This is a genomic window from Paenibacillus sp. FW126-R14 (assembly GCF_058789495.1).
The window spans coordinates 98,989-115,473 of record NZ_JBYTBS010000008.1 but is presented as its reverse complement, the minus strand read 5'-3'; the positions used below and the strand labels follow the sequence as shown (position 1 = coordinate 115,473).

General features: G+C 48.4%; 16 protein-coding genes. 13 read left to right on the top strand and 3 right to left on the bottom strand.

The genetic code is table 11. The features are described from left to right. Positions 1–100: 100 nt before the first annotated feature. A complete protein-coding gene (locus tag AC3WRW_RS08055) occupies positions 101–799 on the top strand; it encodes a DUF421 domain-containing protein (protein ID WP_492545824.1) in 699 nt (232 codons plus the stop codon). A gap of 1 nt (position 800) precedes the next feature. Here the strand turns inward: AC3WRW_RS08055 and spoVB are convergent, their stop codons facing one another. Continuing rightward, positions 801–2,366, bottom strand: coding sequence for a stage V sporulation protein B (spoVB, locus tag AC3WRW_RS08050; protein WP_492545823.1), 1,566 nt, complete (start codon positions 2,364–2,366; stop codon positions 801–803). A 163-nt stretch (positions 2,367–2,529) separates the two neighbouring features. Here spoVB and AC3WRW_RS08045 point away from each other — a divergent pair, with 163 nt between their 5' ends. The 10 genes from AC3WRW_RS08045 to AC3WRW_RS08000 all read left to right on the top strand — a co-directional run bounded on the left by AC3WRW_RS08045 (position 2,530) and on the right by AC3WRW_RS08000 (position 14,570). Continuing rightward, entirely contained in the window at positions 2,530–2,880 is a 351-nt protein-coding gene (locus AC3WRW_RS08045; protein ID WP_492545822.1) for a post-transcriptional regulator, read from the top strand. 100 nt (positions 2,881–2,980) lie between these two features. After that, positions 2,981–4,213 (top strand): protein translocase subunit SecD, encoded by a 1,233-nt coding sequence (gene secD / locus AC3WRW_RS08040; RefSeq protein WP_492545898.1) that lies wholly within the window; start codon positions 2,981–2,983, stop codon positions 4,211–4,213. Continuing rightward, complete coding sequence (secF, locus tag AC3WRW_RS08035; RefSeq protein WP_492545821.1) at positions 4,203–5,129, top strand: protein translocase subunit SecF; 927 nt, start codon at positions 4,203–4,205, stop codon at positions 5,127–5,129. The genes secD and secF overlap by 11 nt, the downstream gene beginning before the upstream one ends. 65 nt (positions 5,130–5,194) lie before the next feature. Continuing rightward, positions 5,195–6,148, top strand: coding sequence for a cation diffusion facilitator family transporter (locus AC3WRW_RS08030; RefSeq protein WP_492545820.1), 954 nt, complete (start codon positions 5,195–5,197; stop codon positions 6,146–6,148). A 63-nt stretch (positions 6,149–6,211) separates the two neighbouring features. Further along, positions 6,212–8,659 (top strand): single-stranded-DNA-specific exonuclease RecJ, encoded by a 2,448-nt coding sequence (gene recJ, locus AC3WRW_RS08025; protein WP_492545819.1) that lies wholly within the window; start codon positions 6,212–6,214, stop codon positions 8,657–8,659. Beyond that, positions 8,656–9,168, top strand: a complete 513-nt coding sequence (locus tag AC3WRW_RS08020) for an adenine phosphoribosyltransferase (RefSeq protein ID WP_492545818.1) — start codon at positions 8,656–8,658, stop codon at positions 9,166–9,168. The genes recJ and AC3WRW_RS08020 overlap by 4 nt, the downstream gene beginning before the upstream one ends. A gap of 231 nt (positions 9,169–9,399) precedes the next feature. Beyond that, entirely contained in the window at positions 9,400–11,586 is a 2,187-nt protein-coding gene (locus AC3WRW_RS08015; protein WP_492545897.1) for a RelA/SpoT family protein, read from the top strand. A 39-nt stretch (positions 11,587–11,625) separates the two neighbouring features. Further along, entirely contained in the window at positions 11,626–12,066 is a 441-nt protein-coding gene (gene dtd, locus AC3WRW_RS08010; protein ID WP_492545817.1) for a D-aminoacyl-tRNA deacylase, read from the top strand. 85 nt (positions 12,067–12,151) lie between these two features. Beyond that, positions 12,152–12,325 (top strand): hypothetical protein, encoded by a 174-nt coding sequence (locus tag AC3WRW_RS08005; protein WP_492545816.1) that lies wholly within the window; start codon positions 12,152–12,154, stop codon positions 12,323–12,325. 298 nt (positions 12,326–12,623) lie between these two features. After that, positions 12,624–14,570 carry an FAD-dependent oxidoreductase gene (locus AC3WRW_RS08000; protein ID WP_492545815.1) on the top strand — a complete coding sequence of 649 codons (1,947 nt, stop codon included), beginning with the start codon at positions 12,624–12,626 and terminating at the stop codon, positions 14,568–14,570. Positions 14,571–14,668: 98 nt separating this feature from the next. Here AC3WRW_RS08000 and AC3WRW_RS07995 read toward each other — a convergent pair whose 3' ends face one another. Together AC3WRW_RS07995 and AC3WRW_RS07990 are read right to left on the bottom strand one after the other, a co-directional pair. Beyond that, positions 14,669–14,974, bottom strand: coding sequence for a hypothetical protein (locus AC3WRW_RS07995; RefSeq protein ID WP_492545814.1), 306 nt, complete (start codon positions 14,972–14,974; stop codon positions 14,669–14,671). Between the two features lie 316 nt (positions 14,975–15,290). After that, the gene (locus AC3WRW_RS07990) at positions 15,291–15,683 is read right to left on the bottom strand and encodes a DoxX family protein (protein WP_492545813.1); all 393 of its coding nucleotides are present in this window, start codon (positions 15,681–15,683) and stop codon (positions 15,291–15,293) included. A gap of 122 nt (positions 15,684–15,805) precedes the next feature. Here AC3WRW_RS07990 and AC3WRW_RS07985 point away from each other — a divergent pair, with 122 nt between their 5' ends. Then, positions 15,806–16,111 (top strand): winged helix-turn-helix transcriptional regulator, encoded by a 306-nt coding sequence (locus AC3WRW_RS07985; RefSeq protein WP_171686922.1) that lies wholly within the window; start codon positions 15,806–15,808, stop codon positions 16,109–16,111. A gap of 163 nt (positions 16,112–16,274) precedes the next feature. Further along, positions 16,275–16,418, top strand: coding sequence for a hypothetical protein (locus AC3WRW_RS07980; RefSeq protein ID WP_492545812.1), 144 nt, complete (start codon positions 16,275–16,277; stop codon positions 16,416–16,418). The last annotated feature ends 67 nt before the right edge of the window (positions 16,419–16,485 follow it).

Genomic DNA, 16,485 nt, shown 5'->3' with positions numbered 1-16,485 from the left:
AACAATTGAATACGTAAAATCTGCATGATGAAGTGCATCAGCGGTCAGAATACCAGTGAACTCCGAGAACAAGCAAGAGCTTAGATCAGGGAGGCTATCCATGGATATTCTGACCATTTTTTTTCGTACCGTGCTGATCTATTTTGTCGTGTTCCTCATGCTCCGTCTCATGGGAAAACGGGAAATCGGGAAGTTGTCGCTGTTTGATCTGGTCATTTCGATTATGATTGCCGAAATTGCTGTTTTCGTGCTGGAGGATGCAGCGAAACCGCTTATGGCCGGACTCGTTCCAATGGCTACGCTAGTGCTTATCCAAATCTTCATTGCCTACGTCGCCCTGAAAAATAGAAATCTCAGGATTCTATTTGATGGAGAGCCCAGCGTCATTATTAAAGAAGGCTTGATCGATCGGGAGGAAATGAGGAAGCACCGGTATAATCTGGATGATTTGATGCAGCAGCTAAGACAAAATAAGATCATGAATGTCGCCGATGTGGAGTTTGCCGTTCTTGAGCCTTCGGGGAAATTAAGCGTTGTGGAGAAACGCCACAGCCAGAAAGAGAAAGAAAAAGAGACCGTCATAGACGAACATGGCCTTAAAGGCACGATTCGTTATGAGGGTCTTCCGCTGCCGCTTATTATGGATGGCAAAGTGCAGGACGATAATTTGGAGAAAATAGGGAAAACGCGATTTTGGTTGAAAAACCAGCTGCAGATCAAAGGAGCGCGCGATTTCAAAGAAGTATTTTACTGCTCCATTGATCATAGAGGGCGGATGTTCCTTGACCGGAAGAGATAGGTTAACGGATAATTCTTTTGCCCATGTTCATGACCCGGGCCAGATCTTTCAAGCTGATCAGTCGGAAAACGGTAATGAAAAACATATACATGACAAGACCTGTAAGAGACGAGGCTGCAAAACGAAGCCATTCGACAGAAGTCCATGGGACATACATGATGAAGTAGCAGGATAGGCCGGAAAGCGCCATTGCCGCTCCTATTTTACCGAAATCGCTGCCTTCCATGCGGAATTTCAACAAGCGCACAACACTGTTCCAATGCAAGAGCGTAACCAGTACAATATTAACATTGATGGCAAAAACGGCTCCGTGAATGCCCAGCTCCGGCTTGCTGGCCAGCCAATAGATAAGGATCAGCTTGACGCTGGAACCTATAAGGGTATTGATCAGCGCGGCGCCGGGCTTGTTCAAAGCTTGCAAAGTCGATTGCAGAGGAGCTTGAAAATAAATGAATATGGCGATAGGAGCCATCATTTTCAGCATGACGCCTACATCGGGCTGATTGTACATATACCTGCAGATCGGCTCAGCGAGCACGAACATGAGGACCGCGAACGGCGCCCCGGTAACTAGCGCCAGCTTCAAGGATTGATGCAGACGCGCATGGATGGTTTTGATATCTTTGCGGGCGGCGGCTTCGCTTAGAGAGGGGACAAGCGAGACCGATAAGGACATGGTCAGTGCGCTTGGCAGCAGAATGATGGGAATAACCATCCCTTGTAAAGCGCCATATTGCGCTGTAGCGAGTTTAGTGGTAATTCCGGCAATCGCCAGACTCTGCGCAATCAGAATGGATTCAAACAGGTAAGAGCTTGCACCAATCAGCTTGCTTCCGGTAATCGGAATCGAAATGCGCAGAATTCTGCGGAAATTCGCCAGCCGGCCATTCGTTTTCGTTGTGCCGATGTGGGCGACAGGCAGTTTGGGGGACGATTTCTTGTCGTACCTGAAATGGATGGCCAGCACGGCCAGTCCGCCAATTTCACCGGCAAGAACACCTACCATGGCCCCGGCCGCGGCATATTCGATCCCGTAAGGGATCATTACATACGAGCACAGAAGCACCATCACAATGCGAATGAGCGTTTCCATGATTTGCGAAGTGGCTGTAGGAATCATATTCTGTCTGCCTTGAAAATAACCGCGGTATACGGCGGAGATGCCAATGATCGGGATCATAGGGCTCATGCACAGAAACGTGTAATAAACGCGTGAGTCTGTTAGCAGATGGGAGGTTATCCAGGAGGCTCCCGCAACGCAGGCAGCTGTAAATAGAACGCTAAGGCCAATTGTCAATGCTAAAGAAATTCGCAGAATGCTGCGGATTCTCGTTTCGTTGCGCTCGGCTTCGGCTTCCGCAATCAGCTTGGCAATCGCAACAGGAATACCGCCTGTAATGATCGTCAGAATGACGGAGAGGAACGGCCACCCCATATGATAAATGCCTATGCCTTCTGCGCCGATGACACGCGGCAGCGTTATTCTGGGTATGAAGCCGAGAATACGGTTCAAAATGCCTGCGGCCAAAAGAATCATCGTACCTCTGATAAACGATTGCTTGGTCATGCCATACCCTCTTCCGATACTTGTCTTACCCTATGGATATGCGCGGGTTGGTGGAGCTCATGCTAACATTTTATGGACAGGTCACAGCTTGGCAGGAAAAAGCCGGATGAACATCGAATGTATCAGGTGATTCAGATAAATCGAACCTTAGGAGGTTCTCTCTATGCATGGAGAAGATAACGATCAAGTGCCTCATCATCCTGAGGACAAGGCGGATGCACAGCTCGAGGAAGGAGAGTTTGCTCCTTCGGATAAGGAGGAAGCCGGAGTCGATCTTTCCGATCTTGAACTGAATGAACTTATCGAGAGTCTTTGCTTGAGCAAAGTCGAGGAATTTGTACTGCTTGGCTATGAACATGTCACCGGGAAAGAGATTTGGGATTGTGTGAGCGACAAGTACCGCAAAACGGGTGTCCCTTCTCTTCATCAGATTGTGAATGACATTTTATCACTTAAATCGACCCAGTTTATGAACTGGTTGACGATAAGTATGTATAGAGGGGCCCAATTCTAAGAAAAGGGCTTATTTTTCATGAAGCGACTTAAATTGACTCGATTTTCAGACCTGTATATAATAGGCATATTGAGTATTGAAGGGAGACAAGCAAGAGATGCTGGATTGGAAAAGAATATCGTTCTTTTTTCTAACGGTTGTAATTGTTCTTGGCGCAATCGGAGCAACAAGCCCTAGACTTGTAGAACGAATCAAGCTTGGATTGGATTTAAAAGGCGGATTTGAAATTTTGTACACCGCAGAGCCTTTAACAGCTGGACAACCTTTAACTAAGGAAACGCTTACGCAAGCGGCGGAAAGTCTTGCTAAACGGGCTGACTCCCTTGGTGTAGCAGAACCGGAGGTCTATCCGGAAGGATCGGATCGAATTCGCGTACGTCTTGCCGGCGTGGAGAACGAGGAAGAAGTTAGATCCTTGATGTCCAAACCGTCTGTTCTTACCTTCAGAGGTCCGGATGGCACCGTCTACATGAACGGTACGGATTTCGTAGAAAACGCGGCGAAATTGAGCTACGATCCGAACACGAAACAGCCGATTGTAGAGATCAAAATGAAAAGCCGGGAGAAGTTTAAGGAAGTGACGACGAAGCTGGTTGGCAGCACTTTGTCCATTTATTTGGATGATCAAGTGCAATCGACGGCATCCGTTAATTTCCCGATTGACAGCGATTCCGCTATCATTACGCAAACAAGCGTAACAGAAGCGACGAAAGTAGCGAAAATGATTAACTTAGGGGCAATGCCGCTGAAGTTAACCGAGAAATATATTCAACGTGTTGATGCGACGCTAGGGAAAGCCTCCTTGCACCAAACGGCACGCGCAGGGCTGATTGCATCGATCTTGATTTTCCTCTTTATGGTGCTGTACTACCGTGCACCGGGGCTTGTTGCGGCGTTCACGCTCATTACATACATTTGGGTGCTGCTGGCAATCTTCGACTTTATGAATGCGACCTTGACGCTGCCGGGTATCGCAGCCCTCGTATTGGGAGCAGGTATGGCGGTTGACGCAAACATTATTACATACGAAAGAATCCGTGAAGAAATTCGCGCGGGCAAGAGCATTCTTTCATCCTTGAAAGCGGGCTCCAAACACTCCTTCCGTACGATCATGGACGCCAACGTCACGAACTTGATCGCCGGTATTGTTCTGTATTACGTAGGAAACGGCGCGATTCGCGGCTTCGCGGTTATTACGATGTTAAGTATTATTATCAGTATCTTAACGAACGTTGTTTTCTCCAGATGGCTGCTGCATCTGATCATACGAGGCAACTTGCTCAAAAAGCCAAGTTATTTCGGTGTGAAGGAGGCAGACATCCGTGGACTCTAAGAAACAGTTTGACTTTGTAAGAACGCGCAACAGATTTTTTGGTATCTCGATTATTCTTCTCGTCATTGGTCTGGCTTTCATCCTGTTCTCCGGAATGAACTTCGGCGTCGACTTCAAAGCAGGAACGAATATCGATCTTGTCGTCGGCAAGCAGTTGGACAAAGCGAAAGTGGATGAGCTTATGAAAGGTCTTGTATCGAGCGGCGATTTGAAGTCGCGCTATGCGGACCCGACGATCGGCGGGAATAACAGCGACCGGGTCTCGATCCGTTTCGACGATGTTCTTAACGATGATACGGTCAATAAAATTCAGGCAGCTTTCGCAACCGCTTATAGCGCGGAGGTTTCCAAAGAAATTAACACGGTCGATCCGCAATTGGCCAAAGAATTGCTGCTTAAAGCCGTGTATGCGGTAGCTATTGCCAGCGTATTGATTTGCGTATACGTCAGCATCCGTTTTGAATGGCGCTTTGCGATTGCTGCGATTATTGCTATTCTGCACGATGCTTTCATGGTTATCGCGGTTTTTGCGATGTTCCGCCTAGAGGTTAACTTGCCGTTTTTGGCGGCGGTCTTGACGACGATCGGTTATTCCATCAACGATAAAATCGTTATTTTCGACCGTATCCGTGAAAACTTAAGATTCGCCAAGCTCAAAACGGATGAGGACCTCGTTGCTTTGGTCAACGATAGTATTTGGCAGACGATGGCGCGGAATATCAATACCGTTCTCGTCGTATTGATTGCGGCAGGCTGCTTGTACATATTCGGAAGCGAGTCCATTAAGCTGTTCGCACTTGCGAAGCTGGTCGGTTTGACAAGCGGTGCTTACTCATCTATCGTTATTGCTTGTTCGCTCTGGTACCTCTTGAAAAGAAAATCGTTACGTAGTTCTAAAAAGAAAGCTGCAGCGTAATAACCATAATAACCGGCCGCGTGAATGTTGCGCGGCCTTTGTATCCGTTCAGGGGGAGTGTCAGCGTGAAAGACGAGCGTTTTCAAAAAACGGAATTCGCTATATGGGGCGGTATCGCCGGCAATGCAGTTCTTGCGTGTCTGAAAGGGATTGTTGGGGTTATGGTGCAAAGCTCAGCCCTGTTAGCTGACGCGGCGCATTCGGCATCGGGGGCCATCGCTTCGTCCGCTGCACTGCTTCGAATGCGATCGGCAAGATTGTCGCCGGAGGCAGCGAACCCCCATGAGCCGGAGAAGAAAGTTTCTGTCGCAACCATTTTGCTGGCTATCGTCGTTCTGGTTGTTGGTGTTGAGATGGGCATCTCTGCGATTAAAAACATGTGGGCCGGGCCGGCACATGTCATCGAGAATTACGCGCTCGTTGCGCTTGGCATTTCGCTCACCGTCAAAGAAATCATGTATCAATACGCGGTCAGGATGGCCAGACGAATCGGTTCTCAGGAATTAATTTCCAATAGCAGGGGGCACCGATCCGATATATACTCTACTATTGTGGCTCTGATCGGAGTATTCGGAGCTGCACTGGCCGGTTACTTGGATGTACCTTTCCTTTATTATATGGATCCATTTGCAGGAATCATCGTCTCTCTTTTGATCATAAAGACGGGATATTCTCTCGTACAGGCAGCACTACATAAAAAGCAGGAGTACGTCCTGCAGCAGGAAGATGCTGACGATTTGATTGCCGTCGTCCAACTGGTCAAAGGCGTGGTCACGGTAGATGACCTAAAGGCCAGAGAGCAAGGACATTACGTCGTCGTCGATATCAAAATCAGCGTGAATCCAAGGGTATCGGTTTGGGAAGGGCATGAAATTTCCAAAAAGGTTAAACAGCAGTTGATGAAGCGATTCCATCATGTATCGGATGTGGTTGTGCATGTGGCACCTTACGATGCAGGTTATCCCTATAAGCATACAACGGATTCAGAGCTCAGCGAGCTCCCGTCTGTCATTCATTAATTATAGCAGCAACGCTTACGAAGAAGGTTTTCCTCGCGGAAAACGCTAAGGAGGACACACCGAGTGCTAGCACCAAAGGCAAGATGGAGCATTGGAAATGCGGATGAAATGCTCATAGAAACTTTTGTGCGCGAACTGCAGATCGAACCGCTTGTGGCCAGACTGCTTGTTCTCCGAGACATAAGGACCGTGCCGGATGCCGAGCAGTTTATGTATGGCGGGGTTCAGCATTATCATGATCCGTATTTGCTGGACGGGATGGGTACGGCAGTAGAACGCATCCGGAAAGCGATTCAGAACGATGAATGTATCCGGGTGTATGGGGATTACGATGCCGATGGCGTAAGCAGCACCTCGCTTATGTATCATTTGTTAAAAGGCTTGGGCGCCCGGTTCGATACGTATATCCCGCATCGCATTCGTGAAGGCTATGGTCTGAACCGCTCTGCGATTGACTTAGCCAAAGAGCAAGGCGTCGATTTATTGATTACCGTGGACACGGGCATAAGCGCTGTTCAAGAAATAGCTTATTGCCAGGAGCTGGGCATAGATGTGATCGTTACAGATCACCATGAGCCTCCCGAGCATTTGCCCCAGGCTTTGTCCGTCATCAATCCTAAGAAGCCGGGCTGCCCGTATCCTTTTAAATATCTCGCCGGCGTCGGCGTTGCCTTAAAACTGGCCCATGCCTTACTGGACAGGCTGCCGGAAGAGGTGCTTGAATTTGCGGCGCTTGGCACGGTGGCGGATTTAATGCCGTTGACCGGAGAGAACCGCTTAATCGTCAAGCAAGGCCTGCAGCGCATGCAGGAGTCTGCCTACGCAGGGTTTCGTTCCCTCATCGGTGTTTCGGGCATAGAACGCAAAGAAGTGACGGCAGGACATATCGGCTTCTCCCTTGCGCCACGCATTAACGCCAGCGGCCGGTTGGAAGCGGCGGATATTGCTGTTAAACTGTTGACAACAACCGATGAGACCGAAGCAGAGCAAATTGCTTATGAATTGGATATGTTGAATAAAGAGCGCCAGCTTATCGTTGAAGAAATGGTGAAGGAAGCCTTTGTTCTGGCTGAGGAGCAGCAAGCAACCGGCTTGGACAAAGTGATTGTCGTTGCGAAGGAAGGCTGGAACGTCGGAGTTGTCGGCATTGTAGCCTCCAAAATCGTGGAGAAGTTTTACCGCCCGACCTTGGTGCTCAGCATTGACCCGCAGACAGGCATGGCCAAAGGCTCGGCACGGTCCATCGCCGGCTTTGACCTGCACAAGGCTTTGACGGCCTGTGAAGAGTGGCTTGACCACTACGGCGGCCACCAAGCTGCGGCAGGCATGAGCTTAAGCAGCACTCACCTGGAGGCATTCACACTTAAGCTGAATGAACTGGCGGCTGCGACACTGACGGACCAAGATTTCATCCCTCTATTGAGGGCTGATGCCGTATGCAGCTTGCCCGACGTTCCGATCGCAAGCATCGAGGCGCTGGAGAAGCTGGCTCCATTCGGCATGGGCAACCCCGCCCCCAGATTCATGTTCACCGATTTGCAGCTTGGCGACATCCGAACCATGGGGAAGGAGAAGCAGCATCTGAAGCTCGCGCTCTCTCAGGCCAAGGATGAAGTAAGCTGCTCGGTGGAAGCCGTCGGTTTCGGCAAAGGCAGCTTGGCGGGACTAATCGCGCCGGCGGCTAAGGTCGATGTGCTTGGCGAGCTGTCCATCAACGAGTGGAACGGTGTCCGCAAGCCTCAAATCGTCATGCAGGATTTGAAGATCACGCATATGCAGCTCTTTGATTGGCGGGGTGCCGGGCAATTGAGCGCAAAGCTGAATATGCTTCAGAATTCCCTTGCTTCGAGCACTGTTAACAGTCAAGTGCCGGCTATCGTTCTTTTCGACGAGACGGATGAGGGGGCATTTGCGGCTACCGCGTTTCAAATCGGCGACTCGGTTCCCTACTGGATCGTTCAAGAGAGCGGACAATTGCGGCCAGGCAACGCAAGTGCCGGACAGCTCGATTTTGCTCATATGAAGGATATTATTCTGTATACGATCCCAAGGAGCATCGCCGGTTTACAGAGCGTTTTGCAGCAAGCTGCGGGGATGATGCGCTGTTACCCTGTATTTGCGGATTTGGGTCCTGACAGCGGAAGCACGCTGCCGTCTCGGGAGATGTTCAAGATGATGTACGGCACTTTGCAAAAAGAAGGCTCATTGAATGTTCAGGATGTTCGTGTCATGACCTCTTTTAGCCGAAGATCGGGCTTGTCACCGGCGATGATTCAATTTATTATATCCGTGTTTGAAGAACTGGCTTTTATCGAAAGACAAGGCGCGATCGTTAAGCTGCATGCTTCACCGGCAAAGAAAGATCTTACAGCATCCCGCATCTATCAGCATAGAATGAATCGTCAGGAAGTTGAATCGATCGTGATGTATTCTTCGGCTAAAGAACTAGAGCAGTGGATTGCTCAACAGATAAATAAAGAAGAAAAACAATTATTGGAGGAAATCATATGAATTTCAAAGATTATATCCGCGTTATCCCAGACTTCCCGCAACCGGGCATCCGTTTTAAAGACATTACGACTTTGCTGCAAGACGGCGCTGTGTATAAAGAAGCGATTGACCAGTTGAAACAAATGGTAAAAGAGAAAGAAATCGATGTCATTGCAGGTCCTGAGGCTCGCGGCTTCGTAATCGGCGCTCCGCTCGCTTATGCGCTTGGCGTAGGCTTTATTCCGATTCGCAAAAGCGGTAAATTGCCTGGCGAGACGATTGAAGTGGACTATGCGCTTGAGTATGGCAAAGATAAATTGGCGATGCACAAAGATGCGATTAAACCGGGACAAAAAGTTCTAATCGCCGATGACCTGCTTGCAACAGGCGGAACGATTCAATCCTCCATCGACCTGATTAAACAACTGGGCGGAGAAATTGTCGGAGCGGCATTCCTGATCGAGCTTTCCTACCTCGAAGGCAGAAACAAGTTTGATGGTATAGATGTGGTTTCCCTAGTTCAATATTAAAATAATGGAAAGAATCGAATTTTTATTCGATTCTTTTTTGTACCTGGATAGGCCGGTAAGGCAGGCATACTTCTATGGATTTGAGGCGAAATGCTGGTTTTTGTCGAAAGTATCGTACCGCCTAGTTGACGCGGAGCCTGCCTTGCAGGCATAATGAATAAAAATCGACTAAAGATAAGCGGTTGAAAAGCTCGCTTTTTCAAACAACTTTTAAAGGGAATGGGTAGATGCATGGGTATAGAGCAGCTGTTAGAGAAGGCAGCCACCTATCTGAAAGAGAATGATTTGCAGAGGATACGGGAGGCCTATGAATTCGCGGATGAAGCCCATCATGGCCAAGTGCGCAAATCGGGGGAGCCCTATATTCTGCATCCACTCGCTGTTGCAGATATACTGGTGAACATGCAGATGGACGTCACTTCCGTGATCGCGGCGCTTCTGCATGATGTCGTTGAAGATACAACAGTTTCCTTGGAGACTGTTCTAGATAAATTCGGGAAAACTTGCGCAATGCTTGTAGACGGCTTGACGAAGCTTGAGCGGATTAAGTTCAAGTCCAAGGAAGAGCAGCAGAATGAGAACTACCGCAAAATGTTTGTCGCTATGGCGCAGGATATCCGCGTTATTTTGATTAAGCTGGCGGATCGTTTGCACAATATGCGGACATTGAAGTACCAATCCGAGGAGAGCCAGCGCCGCATTGCGGAGGAAACGCTGGAAATTTTCTGTCCGATTGCGCACAGGCTCGGTATTTCCACCATCAAGTGGGAAATGGAGGATATCGCCCTCCGTTATTTGAATCCGCAGCAATATTACCGGATCGTGAATCTCATGCAGAAGAAGCGAACCGAGCGTGAGCAGTATATTGAAGACGTGATTCACAGTATCAAAGAGAAGCTGGATGAGATGGGGATTCAAGGTGATATTTCCGGAAGACCCAAGCATCTTTACAGCATTTACAAAAAAATGAGCTCCCGCGGCAAGCAATTCAATGAGATTTACGATCTCATGGCCTTGCGCGTTATCGTCGACGGCATCAAAGATTGCTATGCTTCTTTGGGTATCATTCATACGTTGTGGAAACCGATGCCGGGACGCTTCAAAGATTATATCGCGATGCCTAAGCCGAATATGTATCAGTCGCTCCATACAACGGTCATAGGCCCTAAGGGAGAGCCGTTAGAGGTTCAAATCCGTACTTGGGAAATGCACCGGACTTCGGAGTTCGGAATCGCCGCCCACTGGGCTTACAAAGAGGGAGGATCTGTCGTCCCTTCGGGCACCTTTGAAGACAAGATGAGCTGGTTCCGTGAAATTTTGGAGCTTCAGCAAGAAACCAACGATGCTTCGGAATTTATGGAATCGATGAAGATGGACTTCTTCTCGGACCTTGTTTTTGTGTTTACGCCAAAAGGCGAGGTCATTGAGCTGCCGGCAGGCTCCGTACCTTTGGATTTTGCGTACCGCATTCATACGGAGGTCGGCAACCGGACCATCGGCGCCAAAGTGAATTCCCGCATCGTCCCCTTGGATCATAAGTTGAAAACAGGGGATATCATTGAAATATTGACCTCCAAGCATTCATACGGACCTAGCCAGGATTGGGTCAAGCTCGCGCAATCCTCCCACGCCCGCAGTAAAATCAAGCAGTGGTTCAAGAAAGAAAAGCGCGAAGAGAACGTCGAAAAAGGGAAAAACATGATTGAGCGCGAGCTCAAGCGGTTGGCCATTGATCCGCCGACACTGATGAGCGACGAGAAAATGCTCGAAGCGGCGAAGAAGTTCAATTTCAACGACATTGAAGATATGCTGTCTGCCGTCGGCTTTGGCGGTATTACAGCCGCGCAAATATGCACGAAGCTTACGGAGAAGCTGCGCAAGGAAGCGGAAGAAGCACAGGTGCTTCAGCTTACTACGGAAGTTAAAGAGGTTAAGGCACCAAGCGTAACCGAACGGAAGAGCCGTCCGACCAACGGGGTGCGGGTGAAAGGCGTGGACAACTTGCTTGTGCGTTTTGCCCGCTGTTGTAATCCCGTTCCAGGCGATTTGATTATCGGCTACATTACAAGAGGGCGCGGCGTGTCCGTGCACCGGTCGGATTGTACGAATATCCCTACAAGCATGGGCGAAGAGGACCGGGTTATCGAGGTCGATTGGTGTGAGGCTATCGAATCCAATTTCAATGTGGAAATTGAGATTACAGGCCATGACCGCCGGGATTTCTTGAACGAAGTGCTGCAGGCTGTTTCAGAAAGCAAGACGAGTATTTCAGCGGTTTCGGGCCGTTCCGATAAAAATAAGATGGCGACGATTCATATGACGATTTTGATCAAAAATATCGATCATTTGCAGTCCGTTGTCGAGAGAATCAAACGTGTGAGAGACGTTTATTCCGTATCGCGAATTATGCAGAGCTAACACGCGGTTACGAACGAAAGTAAGGAGATTCAGAAGGCGATGAGAGTAGTAGTCCAGCGCTGCAAGCGCGCCGAAGTAACCGTTGATGGTACATCTGTTGGCCAGATCGGGCATGGTCTTATGCTGTTGGTAGGCATAACGCATGAAGATACGGAGCAGGATGCAGCGTATATAGCGGACAAAGTATCCGGGCTGCGTATTTTTGAAGATGAAGCCGGCAAAATGAATCATTCCGTTCTGGAGACAGGCGGCCAAATATTGTCTGTTTCCCAGTTTACCTTGTACGGTGATTGCCGCAAAGGGAAGCGTCCGAACTTCATGTCGGCGGCTAGACCTGAGATCGCAGAACCGCTCTATGATAAGTTCAACGAGCTGCTGCGTGCGAAGGGCTTACAGGTGGAAACGGGCTCATTCGGTGAAATGATGGATGTTTCATTGACCAATTGGGGACCTGTGACTTTGATTATCGATAGCAAATAGACGGCAGCACGTCCTGACAAAAGGATAAGAAAGGGACAGCCTGGATATACTAGAACTGTAGATTCTTGCAGTTAGGAGCATCCAGATGCGTCAATCGATCAAACACAAAGCCATGACGGCACCAGAGCAGCAGCTGCTGCATACGACACTTGCTGAGCGGATGAGTCAAGCGCCAGGGCTGGCGGATGTAGAAATGAGTGCTGAGTTCACATCTGAGCAAGAAAAGCTGAAAAGCGTTCCGAAGAAATCATATCGTTAATCGTAAAGCCCTGCATGCTGCCTTATGAGCGTGCGGGGCTTTATTTGTAGATAAGAAAGTATAAGTTTTATACTTTTGCTTCGCATCTACCTTGACAAACGCGCTCGTCCTGAAGGACGAAGAAGTCGTTTATCCTTGGTCGATAAGTGGCAGAATTTCTCTACGTCTTTAAAATGTGGTAAACTAACAAGTGATGTTTTTGGCTTATAAATAAATCGACTGCTCAAGAAAGCTTATCAAACCTTTCACCGGTAAGCTGTATGAAAAGCAGGGGACAAGGTGGGTGCTTTCGTTTTTTATGGCAAATCCGAATCGTAACAATTCCGCTTCCAAAGGATGGCTTTGGTTGATGGGGATCTTGATTCTACTCGCGGTGCTGGCAGCAGCGGCATCCTTGTATTATCAATATAAGTACCATGTCAGCGGTGGACAAAGTCACGCGAAACAAGAATTCGAAGAAGTGAAATCCGTGAAGAAAACGAAAGAGGCTTACGACGTCGTTGTCGTAGGTACGGACCCGGAGGGGGTTGCAGCGGCTGTTTCTGCTGCCCGCAATGGATTGACTACCCTTTTGGTAGATGGACGTAACCGGGAGATTCTGGGGGGGCTAATGACGCTCGGCTGGATCAACTCCATTGATATGAACTACTCCTCCAGCAAGAACCTGTTGGGGAAGGACGATGTGTTTAACAAAGGCTTTTTCTCGGAGTGGTATTCCAAAATTGAAGGGGATTCCTTCGATGTGAATACGGCCGCTAATGCGTTCTATGATTTAGTCAAAAATGAACCTAAAATCGATGTGCTGCTCAAAACAAAAAAGATCGATCCGCTGCTTTCAGAGGATAAAAAATCCGTTACCGGCGCTACGATTACGCTCGAAAACGGCAGCACGCAAGTCGTGAAGGCCGCTTCTGTCATTGATGCCACGCAGGATGGCGATTTCGCAGCGGCAGCAGGCGTACCGTTCACGATCGGGCATGAGGATATTGGCGATCCCAATTCCAAAATGGCCGTAACGCTGGCGTTCCGTCTGAAAAATGTTACCCCGGAAGTTTGGAACCTGATGGCCAAACGGCTAAACGGTGACAACAATCCGGATACCGGCGTCAATGAAGTCAGCGTATTCGGCTATGGTGAAATGAGCAAATACCCGCCTCTCAACAAAGAAAGAGCCAAAATGAGAGGATTGAACATGGGTAGGGAAAATGACGATAAAGTATTGATTAATGCTTTGCAAATTTTCGGAGTGGACGCTTTTGATCCGAAGTCTGTACAAGAAGCTTTTGACATAGGGAAGAAAGAGCTGCCTAATATTTTGGCTTATATGCAAAAGACATTCCCTGAATTCGCCAGCCTTGAGCTGGACGGTTCGGCGCCGGAGCTGTATGTGAGGGAAACACGCCATATGCAGGGGGAATACCGGCTGAATATTGTTGACGTCTGTACGAACAACGATCAATGGGACCGCATCGGATTCGGTTCGTATCCCGTTGATATTCAAAGAATTTCGCCAACAGACTCGGGAACTGTCGTTTGCAAACCTAAGCAGTATGCGATTCCTTTCCGCAGCCTTGTGCCGCAGAAAGTGGACGGACTGCTTGTCGTAGGCAGATCGGCCAGCTACGATACGCTGCCGCACGGCAGTGCGCGCGTGATGCCGACAGGCATGGCGGAGGGAGAAGCAGCCGGTGCTGCAGCGATGTTCGCGAAGCAGGAGAAGATGACGTTCCGACAATTGTCAGCGTCCAAAGAAGTGATTGCCAAGCTGCAGGATCAACTCAACAAGCAAGGGATGGAAGTTCATCCGATTACGCTCAAGCCGCAGCCTTTTATGGAGCATAAAGCGTACGAAGGGTTGAAAACGGCGCTTATGCTGGGGCTGGCTTCCGGGGCGTACGACAACAATTTCCATCTGGACGATGCGTCCAATGCGAAGCGAATGGTGAATCTTGTGAGCGGCGCGAAGAAAATGAAGCCTGATGCTTTCAAAGGCGATGTCTCCCAAGCGATTGCGAAGCTGGAAAACGCCGATAAAGTTCCGTTATCTCTTGAGCAAGCCACGTATACGATTACGCAAGCTTTGGGGCTGACAGCTACTTCCAAAGAGGCGCAAGCTAAGCTAATGGAGAATAAGCTGCTCACCGACGCTTCCTTGAAGCTCATCGCAGACAAGGCGAAGCTAACGAATGCTGATACCTATATGTTAATTCGAGATTTAAAAATTGGCATTACGGGCAAGCCTTAAAACAACAAATAAGAGCCTTATTGCGCCGCAGTCGGATGTGGCGGTAAGGCTCTTTTTCTTTTCGAAGCCAATGGAAGTTTTTATGACTGCGCTTACATTTAGTCTGCTTCGGAAGCATCCTCATCGGCTTCCGCAGATTCTTCCGCTTCGTCTTCTGCAGAATCTTCATCGTCCGCTTCAGCTTCCTCCTCGGCATCAACTTCCTCTTCAGCTTCTTCTTCCCCTTCGACTTCATCTTCTTCCGCAGATTCTTCCGCTTCCTCAGCTTCGTCCGAATCAATGGCCTCTTCTTCGGCTGCTTCTTCGGCTACTTCATCTTCAACTTCGGCTTCGGTTTCGGATTCTTCGGAGAAGAGCACCACTAGATCCTGCCGTTCTTCTTGAAACTCGTTTTGTGTTGTCATTGTTACAGCCTCCTGATGATAAATTCAAGGCCATTCGCCTTGTTGTACATGTATATGTGAAAAAAAACTGAATATACGGGGGATAACAAATGAAAATGATTGAAAATTGAAGAGGAAACGCTGTAATGAAATTGTAATTTAATTTTCATATCCCTTTAATCAAGTGCGGATATAATAAAAGTCGACCCCCTTTAATTTATATATTGTCTAGAGGCCTGCAGCCGCTGTGCTGCAGGCTATTTTCTTTTTCAAAAGTACGCATAAAAAAAGGCTATTCATCAGGTCTGCAGACCTTTTGAGATAGCCTCTTACGTTTTTACCCGATCAAAGCGTCCAAGGAGTAGTCGCCTGCTCCGATAAGCGCAACACCCAATGCTACGGCAATCAAGAGCAAATTGTACTCAAACCCGTTCGAAGTGGCCCAATAGCTTTTGCCGTGAACCTTTGCAATAGCAACGAGCATAGTAAGTATAATAAGTGCTGCGGCAAGCGGTGTCCAAAGTCCGGCAGCAAAGAGCAGGCCGCCTGCAATTTCCGACAATCCGGCTAGAACGGCCATGAGAACGCCGGGTTTGATGCCGATGGATTCAAAAAAGCCGCCTGTGCCTTTTGGACCATAACCGCCAAACCAACCAAATACTTTCTGTGTGCCGTGCGCGGCGAATGTTAAACCTAACACCAAACGAATAATAAGTAGACCGAAAGCCACAGCTAACAACTCCTCTTTAAATAAATTTTATTTAATTACTTACTTTATGTTAGTATATTATTACGCAATACTTACTTTTGTCAAGCGACTATGTTAAAATTGTTAATAAGGAGATGATTTTTATGGAAGACTATCAACTGTGCCCTAAATTCGAGAATGCATTTGAACTTCTAGGAAAGCGCTGGACAGGACTTATCGTGCATGTCTTGTTGTCCGGACCGAAACGGTTTAAAGACATATCCGTGCTTATTCCGAGTATGAGCGATCGCATGCTTTCGGAGAGATTCAAAGAACTTGAGGCTGCAGAGATCATTGTCCGACACGTGTACCCGGAGACTCCGGTTCGTATTGAATATGAATTGACTGCCAAAGGAAAAGGGCTCAAGCCCGTTATGGACGAGTTGCAAAAATGGGCCGACCTACATTAACGATTCCAAGGAAGATAAGTCGAATAGGCGCCTGTCTCTTGACTTTACTTCTGCCAATGTTTACAATAAACAATAATTCAATACCTTTGTGATCCGTTGAAGGGATAAAGTATTTCGCCCCCACATAACCAGAGAAGGAAGTCCAGGCTGCAAGCTTCCTATGATGAGCGAACGAAAAGACCTCCCCGAGGACCTGCCGGGAACGACATGTCGATATGTATCGAACATCTGTCTAGTAGCGGCTAGTGCGTACACGCGGGCGTTAACCGTTAAAGAGCAAATGCTGTTCGATATGCCTGTGGCATGAGAGCGGATGAGCTGAATGTGGGTGGTACCACGGGTGAATTTGTGAATCAAATCTCTCGTCCCTGACG